Raw genomic sequence first — 9,843 nt, 5'->3', positions numbered from 1 at the left:
TTCAGAAACCTATCGTCTGCAATTCAGCCCACCCTTCAATTCACCCTATCTCGGCGAATTCTACGATGACCAGACGAGTCTCGCTACCGCCACGCCCATCCCGCTCGAGCCACCCGACGTTGTAACCGCCAATGCCGTGCTGCAACTTGGTGGGCAGATCAGCGGGCGCGTGACCGCCTCGAATACCGGTAACGGCCTCGCGAGTGTGCGGGTGCGCCTCTACAATGCCAGTGGGCAGAATATCGACACCGAACTTACGGGCAGTACCGGGTACTACACCTTTACTACCCTGGTCTCAGAGACCTATCGCCTGGAATTCAGCCCACCCTTCAACTCGCTCTATCTCGGGGAATTCTACGATGACCAGGCGAGTCTCAGCACCGCCACACCAATCCCAGTCGAGCCACCCGACGTTGTGACCGCCAATGCCGTGCTGCAACTTGGTGGGCAGATCAGTGGGCGCATAACCGCCTCGGATACTGGGGACGGCCTCGCCGGTGTCGCCGTGCGCCTCTTCAATACGAGCGGCAATACGGCAGCGACAACTGCAACCGATGCGACTGGGCAGTATACGATCACCACGCTGGCAACCGGAGTGTATCGGATTGAGTTCCGTACGCAGTTTGCCAACGATGCCACAACACTACTCTATCTCGGCGAATTCTATAACGATAGCCCAAGCCTCGATACGGCAACCGGCATTAGTGTCACCGCACCTGATACGACGACCATTGATGCGGTGCTGCAACGGGGAGCCGAACTACGTGGCCGGGTCAGGGCGGCTGATACTGGCGATGGTCTGGAAGATGTCACCGTCAGGCTTGTCAATGCCAATGGCAACACGCTTGCCACTGTCGATACCAGCGCGACGGGGAACTACATCTTCACCACCCTGACCACGGGTGTCTATCGGGTGGATGTGATTACCCGCAATGCAGCCAATGCAACCACACGCGCCTATCTTGGGCAGTTCTATAACAACCAGCGCTTTATCGAGCTTGCGACAGGGATCAATCTGACGGTCGGCGAATTCACGACCCTCAATATACCGCTCGAACGTGGCGGGCAGATCAGCGGGCGCGTCACTGACGCCGATAGCGGTGATGGCCTGGCCGAGGTGGCTGTACGTGTCTATGATGCGACCGACAACGTCGTCACAACAGTTGAGACAGATGCGACTGGTCAATATACCGTGCCCGGCTTGAGCGACAATGCCTACTGGGTCGAGTTTGATCCACGCGGCTCGGCTGATGCGACGTCTCAGTTGTATGTGCGCGAGTTCCACAATAATCAACCCAACCTGGTCGCAGCTACTGGGGTAAGTGTGGCTGCACCTGATACAACGACCATTAATGCTGCCCTCGAACGTGGCGCGCAACTTACCGGGCGCGTAACCGCAGCAGATGATGGCACTGGCTTAGAGGATGTCACGGTCTTTGTCTATGATGAGACCGGAACTGAGGTCGCTTTTGGTGAGACCACGGCCACCGGCAACTACACCATCACTGGCTTGATGAGTGGCACCTACCGGATCGGCTTTGATCCGATCCAGTCGTTTAGCGCAACAACCCGGCTCTATGCGGGTGAATTCCATGCGAACAAGTTGACGCTCGAGGAGGCAACGCCCGTTACGCTGACGGCTCCTGCCGCAACCACGATCAACGCAGCCCTCACCCGTGGGGGCGAACTGAGCGGACGGGTAACCGCAGCCGATACCGGAAATGGGTTACGCAGCGTACGCGTACGCCTCTACAATACTGACGGCAGTGTGATCAATTCATTTACCTCAACGGCGACAGGCTACTATACCTTCACCGGGTTGGTAACAGGCACCTATCGCCTCGAGTTCGACACGCAGTGGTTTGGGCAAGCAACCACTAGCCTCTATACACGTGCCTTCTATGACAACAAGGCCACGCTCGACGAAGCCACCGCCATTAGCGTTACCGCGCCAACCACAACAACCGTCAACGCAGTCCTGGCACGTGGTGGTCAACTGAGTGGGCGCATCACCGGGGCCGATACGGGCAACGGTCTAGTTGACGTAGGCGTTCAGCTCTACGATGCCAATGACAATGATATTGACTATGTCAGTACGACCAATAGCGGCTACTACACCTTTACCGGGCTCTTTACCGGAACGTATCGCCTTGAGATCCGGCCTCAGGATTCCTTCGACGCAACGGTACGCAGCTACCTGCGGCAATTCTATGACAACAAGGAAACACTGGAGGAAGCCACCGCCATTAGCGTTACCGCGCCAACCACAACAACCGTCAATGCGGCACTGGTACGTGGTGCTCAATTGAGTGGGCGCGTCACGGCTGCTGATACGGGCGAAGGCTTGCCCAGCGTATGGGTGAGCCTCTCCGACACCAATAGTACCTTCAGCAGATCTGTTGAAACGACACCCAGCGGGTACTACACCTTCACTGCCCTGGTGACTGGCACTTATCAACTTGAGTTCAGAACTCGTACCTCGAATAATGCAACCACTCTGGACTATCTGGGCGAGTTCTACAACAACCAGAATAGCGTAGCGACGGCTACCCCGATCACGCTCAATGCACCCGACGAGACCAACATCAACGCTGAATTGGAGCGTGGAGCTCAACTGACGGGGCAGGTTACCGCTGAGGATACCAGTGATCCGCTTACCAACGTTCGCATCCTGGTCTACGATCCTACCAGCACCGTCATTGCCGAGACCACAACCAATAGCAGTGGCAATTACACCACAACCGCACTTGCGAGTGGCACCTATCGGGTCGAATTCCGAACCCAATTTGCCAACAATGCGACCACCCGCAGCTATCTCGGTGAGTTCCACGCGAATCAGGCAAGCCTGTTCAATGCTACGGTGATCACATTGACGGCGCCTGGGATCACGCCAATCAATGCCGCCCTCGCACGGGGGGCGCAGATTACGGGTCAGGTCACAGCTGGTGAAGCTGGCCCAAGCCTGGCTCAGGGTGCCGCCCTCGAGAATGTACTCGTCTCGGCCTATCCGGGCCTGGACACCTTCTCTTCAGTGGCTTCAACCCGCACCGATGCAACCGGCGTCTATACCCTCACCGGGTTGGCAACCGGGGCTTACCTGATCCAATTTGGCTCGACCGGCACCTATCTTGGTGAATGGTATAACGATCAACCCGACCGTGAGATCGCTGATCTGGTCTCAGTCACAGCACCCGCCGTCACCAGCAATATCAATGCGTCCCTGCAACAGGGCGGGCGCATCGCCGGGCGGGTCACCGGCAATGATGGCGTTGGCCTGGTAGCGGTGAGGGTTAACATCTACGATGACTGCAATGCTTTTCTCGGGTCAACAAATACCAATAACAATGGCGATTACTTGACCTCTGTTTTGCCAGTAGGCAGTTACCGTCTCGAGTTTAATCCAACCAACACCTTTAACCGACGGACACGCGAGTATCTGCCCGAGTATTACAACGATAAAGCCTCGTTAGAGACCGCTGATCCTATTCCGGTTGCTGCTGGTGGTGTCAGTGCCAATCGCAATGCGCAGTTGACGCGGGGTGGGCAGATCAGCGGTACCGTCACTGGATCAGGCGGAGTGCCACTCGATCTGGTTAATGTCTCTTTCTATGACGAGAGTGGTAACTTTATCAGTGGAACCCAGACCAATCCGGACGGCACCTATACCAGTAGTGGGTTGGCAACGGGTAGCTATGGTGTCTGGTTCTTCCCCAGCAGTGCCAACAATGCGGTTACCCGGGCCTATCTCGGCAATTGGTACAATAACAAAGCAACCCAGGAGACCGCCGATCCTGTCAACGTCACTGCGAATACGGTCACCCCTGGCATCAATACCCAGTTGACGCGGGGCGGGCAGATCAGTGGTACCGTCACCGGCCAGGCTGGCATGCCACTTGGAAGCATCAACGTTCGAATTTACAGCGGTGAAGACGGAACATATCTCAACCAGACCTTCACTGCTGTTGATGGAACATATACGACCGTCGGCTTACCTACCGGCACATATAAGGTTTTCTTCACACCTAACACCTTTATCACCGAATACGTGTCTGAATGGTACAACAATAAAGCCACTGAACAGGCCGCCGATCCGGTCGCGGTCACCAATGGAGCAATAAGCGAAAATATCAATGCTGAGCTCACCTACGTTCCGTATGGGCAGATCAGTGGCACCGTAACAGGCGAAGGAGGCGTGCCGCTTGAGAATATTGCCGTTCAGGTCTATATCGCTGAAAACGGCAACTTCCTGAGCCAACTGCGCACGGATGCTTCGGGCAACTACACCGTGCCTAATTTACCTCCCGGGGCTTACAATGTACGGTTCCGCGCAGACACGCCAGACCTCCAGGCATATCTGACCGAATGGTACAACGATAAAGCGATCGAGGCAGACGCCGATCCAGTTACCGTCAATGCTGGGGCAACCACCGAGAATATCAATGCCACCCTGACCCGCGGCGGGCAGATCACTGGTACGGTCACCGGCCCAGATAGCCAACCGCTGAGTGGCATCAACGTGCAGGTCTGGGCAAGCGACGATGATTTCGTGACCTCTACCTCCACCGGAAATGACGGAACGTACCTGACCCCAGGCGTGCCGACTGGCAGCTACAAGGTAAGCTTCTCGGGTAACCGAACGTATGTTGGTCAGGTCTACAATAATCGTACCGATCTGGCGGAAGGCGATCCGGTTGCCGTCACCCTCGGTGCTGTAACGCCAGCGATCAATGCCCAGATGGTGCTTGGCGGCACCATTCGGGGGCAGGTGCTGGGCAATGGCTGCCCGTTGCGCGGCGTTGATGTGTTCATCTGGACAATTGCTGACCCAGCACCGAGGCTCAGTGACACCTCGGCAACCCTGGTTGGCAGTGCCTCTACCAGTTCCAGTGGGTACTATGCAAGCTTTGCCTTGCCTGCTGGCAACTATCACGTTGAGTTTTCTACCACCAATAGCAACTTCCCGGCGAATACCTTTGTTGGCGAGTTTTATAATGGCAAAACGACCCGTGAGACCGCTGATCCCGTAGCGACGACCGCTGGGGTTGCCACACGTGGCATCAATGCCGATCTGCAAACAGGCGGGCAGATCAGTGGGCGCGTCACTGATGCAACGAGTGGTGACGCTCTCGATGATGTCCAGGTTACGGCCATGGATAGCAATGGCAATCCAGTTGGCTCAACGGCGCGTACCAACGCAACTGGCGACTATACCATTGTCGGCTTGCCGACAGGCAGCTATGCAGTCTACTTTGAACCGTTTGGTAGCTCCAGTGGGTATCTGGCTGAGTATTACAATGGCAAACCGGATCAAGTCAGTGCCGATCCCGTCAGCGTGACCGCACCAGCTACGACAACTGGTATTGACGCCAGCCTCGAGACCGGGGGCCAGATCACCGGGCAGGTTACAGCCACCAGTGGGGGCGCGGGGCTCCCGGATGTCCAGGTGCAGGCCTTCGATGCTGACGGCAATCAGGCTGGGGCAACGGCAACAACCGATGCCACCGGCACCTATACCATCACCAACTTGCGTCCAGGAACGTATCGCGTCTTCTTTGAACCTGCCGGCGCTTCAGGCGGGTACTTCCCCGAGTATTACAACGACAAGCCCGATCTCGCCAGCGCCGATCCTGTCACCGTCACTGCCTCGCAAACGACTAGCAACATCAACGCCAGCCTCGAAACTGGGGGCCAGATCACCGGGCGGGTTACAGCCACCAGTGGGGGCAACGGTTTACCGGGTGTGCAGGTACGCGCGTTCAACGCCGACGGCAACCAAGCCGGCGCAACGGCAACCACCGATGCCACCGGCACCTATACCATCACAAGCTTGCGCCCAGGAACGTACCGTGTCTTCTTTGAGCCTGCCGGCGCTTCAAGCGGGTACTTCCCCGAGTATTACAACGACAAGCCCGATCTCGCCAGCGCCGATCCAGTCACCGTCACCGCCTCCCAGACCACCTCCAACATTAATGCCAGCCTCGCAAGCGGGGGCCAAATTACCGGGCGCGTCACGGCTGCCAGTGGTGGTGCGGGGCTAGCAGGGGTACACGTGCGGATCTTCGATAGTAGTGGCACCGAAGTCGTCAGCACGACAACCACGGCCACTGGAACCTATACAACGCCAGCCCTAAGCAGTGGCGACTACCGCGTCTTCTTTGAACCGCAGGGGGCCAGCAGTGCCTACCTGCCGATCTACTACGATAACAAGCCTGACCTCGCAACTGCCGATGTCGTGACCGTCGGTCTGAGCACAGTTGAGAATATCAACGCGGCCCTTGCCCGAGGTGTACAATTTACTGGTCGTGCGTTGCGGGCCAGCCCAACCAGCCTAGCCCAGGTTGGCGTGGCCGATGTACAGGTCAACGTCCTGAACGAAGCCGGGTCTAACGTTGCAGGGGCGACAACGAATGCAAATGGCGAGTTCACTACCTCGCCTGGGCTCAACAGTGGTACCTATCGTCTCGAATTTATCCCACCCCTTGGCAGTGGCCTGCGGTCAAGTGTCACTGAGCCCATTACGGTCACAGTTGGCACACCGGTCGATCCAATCGAGCAGACGTTGGAAGCACAAGGGGAAGTGCAGCGCGTCTTCTTGCCGCTCGTACGACGATAAAGATGCTGGGTTGCGGCAGGAGGGGTCTCCCTCCTGCCGCAACCCAGGTGGTGTTGCCTAAGGCTCGTGCCCTCAGCCTATTGTCCCTAAGGGGCAACGTGGTATAATCAGACCTAGGCGAAGCAGCTTGCGAAGGGAGTAGATCCTATGCCCAAAGTGATTATCAATGATGTGGAGATGGAAGCGAAACCTGGTGAACGCCTTGTGAGTGTCGCACGACGCAATGCCGCCCATATCGGGTTTGTCTGTGGCGGTAATGGCGTTTGCCAGACCTGCCAGTGCCGCGTGCTTGCCGGGGCCGATCAGTTGAATCCGCCTACCGCTGTGGAATTGGCTTGGATGCCCGAACGACGCCTCGCTGAGGGCCATCGTCTGGCGTGTCAAGCTTCGATCCGCGGTCAGGGCCCCATCGAGATTCTGAGCAAGGCCGAAGAATTGCGTCGTCAGGCGGCGCATGTGGTGCAACCCCCCGCTAATGAGCAATGGGTCGATCAGCTCAATCCCCTGGTCAACAATGTGCTCCAGCTCTGGGTTGATCAGCTCTCGCGCTATCCCTTTAACTTGATCAATGCCGTACGCCATGCCGGGCCAGTCCGTTTTACAAATCCAGCGGATGATGTTGCGCAGTGGGTTGATGACACCTTCCGCGTGGGCAGTATGATGCTCACCGGAAGTGCCGCAGCGCCCAGGGTTCCCGGGCAAGGACGCACCGAAGCAGCCCTAGACAATGCAGCCCGCGACGTTCGTCGTGCCGAAGCGGAAGTAAAACGTCTTTCATAGTGTGACCAGCAAGATATACGTATGCAGCTTGGTATCAGGCTTGAGATTCACCCTGGAGACGATCTAAGTCGTCTGGCTGATATGATCGCCTCCAGGGGTTTCGGTGCGTTGCACGCCCATTTTCCCGAAGGTTGTGACCGCTCACTGGCCCGTCGCCTTGGGCGCGCTTGTGCCCATCATGGGCTCTCGGTTGATGCCATTTCGGGGTATGCGAACCCCCTGCGCCCTGATGAGGCCCCCATGGGCAGTACGTTTGAACAACTCTTGGATCTGATTGATCTCTTGCCGTTGCTTGATGCCCGACGGATTGTGAGTTGGAGTGGCAGCTTTGGGCCGGGTTTGTTTGATGAACACCCCGATAACCACGGCGAGGTCGGGTGGCAAGCGTTGCAGCAAAGCGTAGAGGATCTCTTTCCCGTGCTTGATGATGCCGAGGCGATCCTCGTGCTTGATCCCTACTATACCCATGTGCTCAGCCATCCCAACGAAGTGGCGCGCTTCTGCGCCGAAATCAATTCGCCCTATGTCCGCGTGATGCTCGATCCGCCCGGTATGCTCCCCCCTGAGCAATGGGATCATCAAGCCGAATTGATCCCGCTAGGCGTCAGGGCGTTGACCCCCTATGTCGGGATGATCCAGTTCCGCGATATGCGCCTAAAGCACGGCGCGTTCGAAGATGCCCCCCCAGGCCACGGGGTGCTTGATTATCGCGCTTTTGTCCAGGCGATCAGTGACAGCGAGTTGAGTGTCCCGATGTTCATCAGTCATACGCCCCTGGATCAGGCCGCTGCAGCCCGGCGCTTTGTGCTCGACCACGCTCACGCTGTCCAGCTTCGCTAAGCCCGAGCCGATTTCTTCGTTCCCTACCCAGTCGGGTAGGTTAAAACTGTCACCCCTGCCGTCGCTCTGAAGGGTGTTTCACCGTATACTGAGCGTATGAAATCCCTGCCTGTTCACCAGAGCGATGGATCATGCCAGGGGCATGGTCGCCAACAGAACGCGAGCGCCTCAGTCCAGTGCGATGCTGTGATGCTGAGACGCTCTTCGGCTGAATCGCGCTGTGTGTCTGTGGTGCCATAGACTATGGAACAACCGCCGGTCATTCTGGCAGTCGTGGGCGACAGTGCAGCGGGCAAAACAACCCTGACCACCGGTGTTGCCACCATCCTTGGCCCGAGCCAGGTTGTTACGCTGCGACTTGATGACTATCATCGGTACAATCGCGCCGAACGCGAACGCTGTGGGCTGACACCGTTGCATCCTGATTGCAACTATCTTGAGATGATGGAAGATCACCTGTTGCAGTTGTCAATGGGCAGGTCGATTGTTAAGCCAGTCTATAACCACAAGACTGGCGATTTTGATGCACGCCAGCGCCTTGAAGCCGCTCCCTTCGTGATGACCGAAGGGTTGCTCGCCCTGGCAACCCCACGCCTGCGTGAGCCGTGCCATATGCGGGTCTTTCTTGATCCACCTGAAGATTTGCGTGAGCGGTGGAAGATCCGTCGTGACTCGGTGCGCCGTGGCTATACGCCTGAACAGGTGCGTGAGGAGATGGCCCGACGACGGGGCGATGCGATTGAATTTATTCAGCCCCAGCGCGGTTGGGCTGATCTTATCGTGCGCTTTTTCCCCGCTGAACCTGGTGCCGAACAGTTGAGTGTGCGCCTCATTTTGCGCCCTACGCTCAGTTATCCCGATCTCAGTGAGGTCATTGCTTCACAGGGCGATCCGCCGGTGATGCGTTTGCGCGTCGGCCGCGATGATGGGCGGCTAACCGAAATTCTTGAAATTGATGGACGCCTCAGTACGATGCAGGCCGAAGCCGTTGAAGATGTGATCTGGGAACATTTGCCCGGCCTCAGCCATTTGCGCCCCGAACAGATCGGTACTTACCTCGATGGCACCGATTGTCTGCAAAGCCATGTGCTCGGTCTCGTTCAATTGCTGATCGCCTATCAACTGCTGCTCAAAGCCGAAACCTTGCAACAATCATAGCTGCGCAAGACTTCCAACGTTTGGTACGTTGTGGCGGCTTCGCCACCACAACGTACCAAAAATCCCCTCGAGCGGCAAAGCCCTCCACTCCCCAGCGCCAAAGGCGGACGTTGCCACAGCCCGCCAAGCGTCCTAGGGCTGTGGCAATGTCGTTGGGGTTGCGCCCCAAGCCCCAGATTTTGGTTTGTTGTGGCGGCTTCGCCGCCACAACAAACCAAAATCTCGTGGAGCGGCAAAGCCGCTCCACACCCCACCCCGCCGGAGGCGGACGTTGCCACAGCCCGCCAAGCTTTCTGGGTGGAGACCGATACACATTAGGGACTACGCAGTGGCATTAGGACGCACCCCGTCACCAAGGCGCTTCGTTATTCCGGCCTGACCGCCGTTTCTGCTTGGGTATAAACTTGCCAACCTTCACGGAAGGGTGTACATGGAGTGTTACCTGACACGAC

General features: G+C 57.4%; 4 protein-coding genes. All 4 read left to right on the top strand.

Translation table 11 applies throughout. From position 1 onward, the window contains the following. Positions 1-6,613: carboxypeptidase regulatory-like domain-containing protein (locus tag EKD05_RS21115; protein WP_165360868.1), on the top strand; the 6,613-nt coding region annotated here is incomplete at its 5' end. A gap of 147 nt (positions 6,614-6,760) precedes the next feature. Then, complete coding sequence (locus EKD05_RS21110; protein ID WP_129676852.1) at positions 6,761-7,393, top strand: 2Fe-2S iron-sulfur cluster-binding protein; 633 nt, start codon at positions 6,761-6,763, stop codon at positions 7,391-7,393. A gap of 21 nt (positions 7,394-7,414) precedes the next feature. Next, positions 7,415-8,233: a sugar phosphate isomerase/epimerase gene (locus EKD05_RS21105; protein WP_129676850.1), complete on the top strand. Its 819-nt coding sequence runs from the start codon at positions 7,415-7,417 to the stop codon at positions 8,231-8,233. 243 nt (positions 8,234-8,476) lie between these two features. After that, positions 8,477-9,391, top strand: coding sequence for a phosphoribulokinase (locus tag EKD05_RS21100; protein WP_129676847.1), 915 nt, complete (start codon positions 8,477-8,479; stop codon positions 9,389-9,391). Positions 9,392-9,843 lie beyond the last annotated feature (452 nt).

It is taken from the genome of Candidatus Chloroploca sp. Khr17, assembly GCF_004138165.1.
GTDB lineage: Bacteria > Chloroflexota > Chloroflexia > Chloroflexales > Chloroflexaceae > Chloroploca.
Note: the sequence above shows the minus strand (reverse complement) of the source record. Positions and strands in the feature narration are given on the sequence as shown.

Excerpts from the sequence above, each read along its gene's own strand:
- EKD05_RS21105 (WP_129676850.1), top strand. The coding sequence starts at position 7,415 with ATGCAGCTTGGTATCAGGCTTGAGATTCACCCTGGAGACGATCTAAGT.
- EKD05_RS21100 (WP_129676847.1), top strand. The coding sequence starts at position 8,477 with ATGGAACAACCGCCGGTCATTCTGGCAGTCGTGGGCGACAGTGCAGCG.
- EKD05_RS21110 (WP_129676852.1), top strand. The coding sequence starts at position 6,761 with ATGCCCAAAGTGATTATCAATGATGTGGAGATGGAAGCGAAACCTGGT.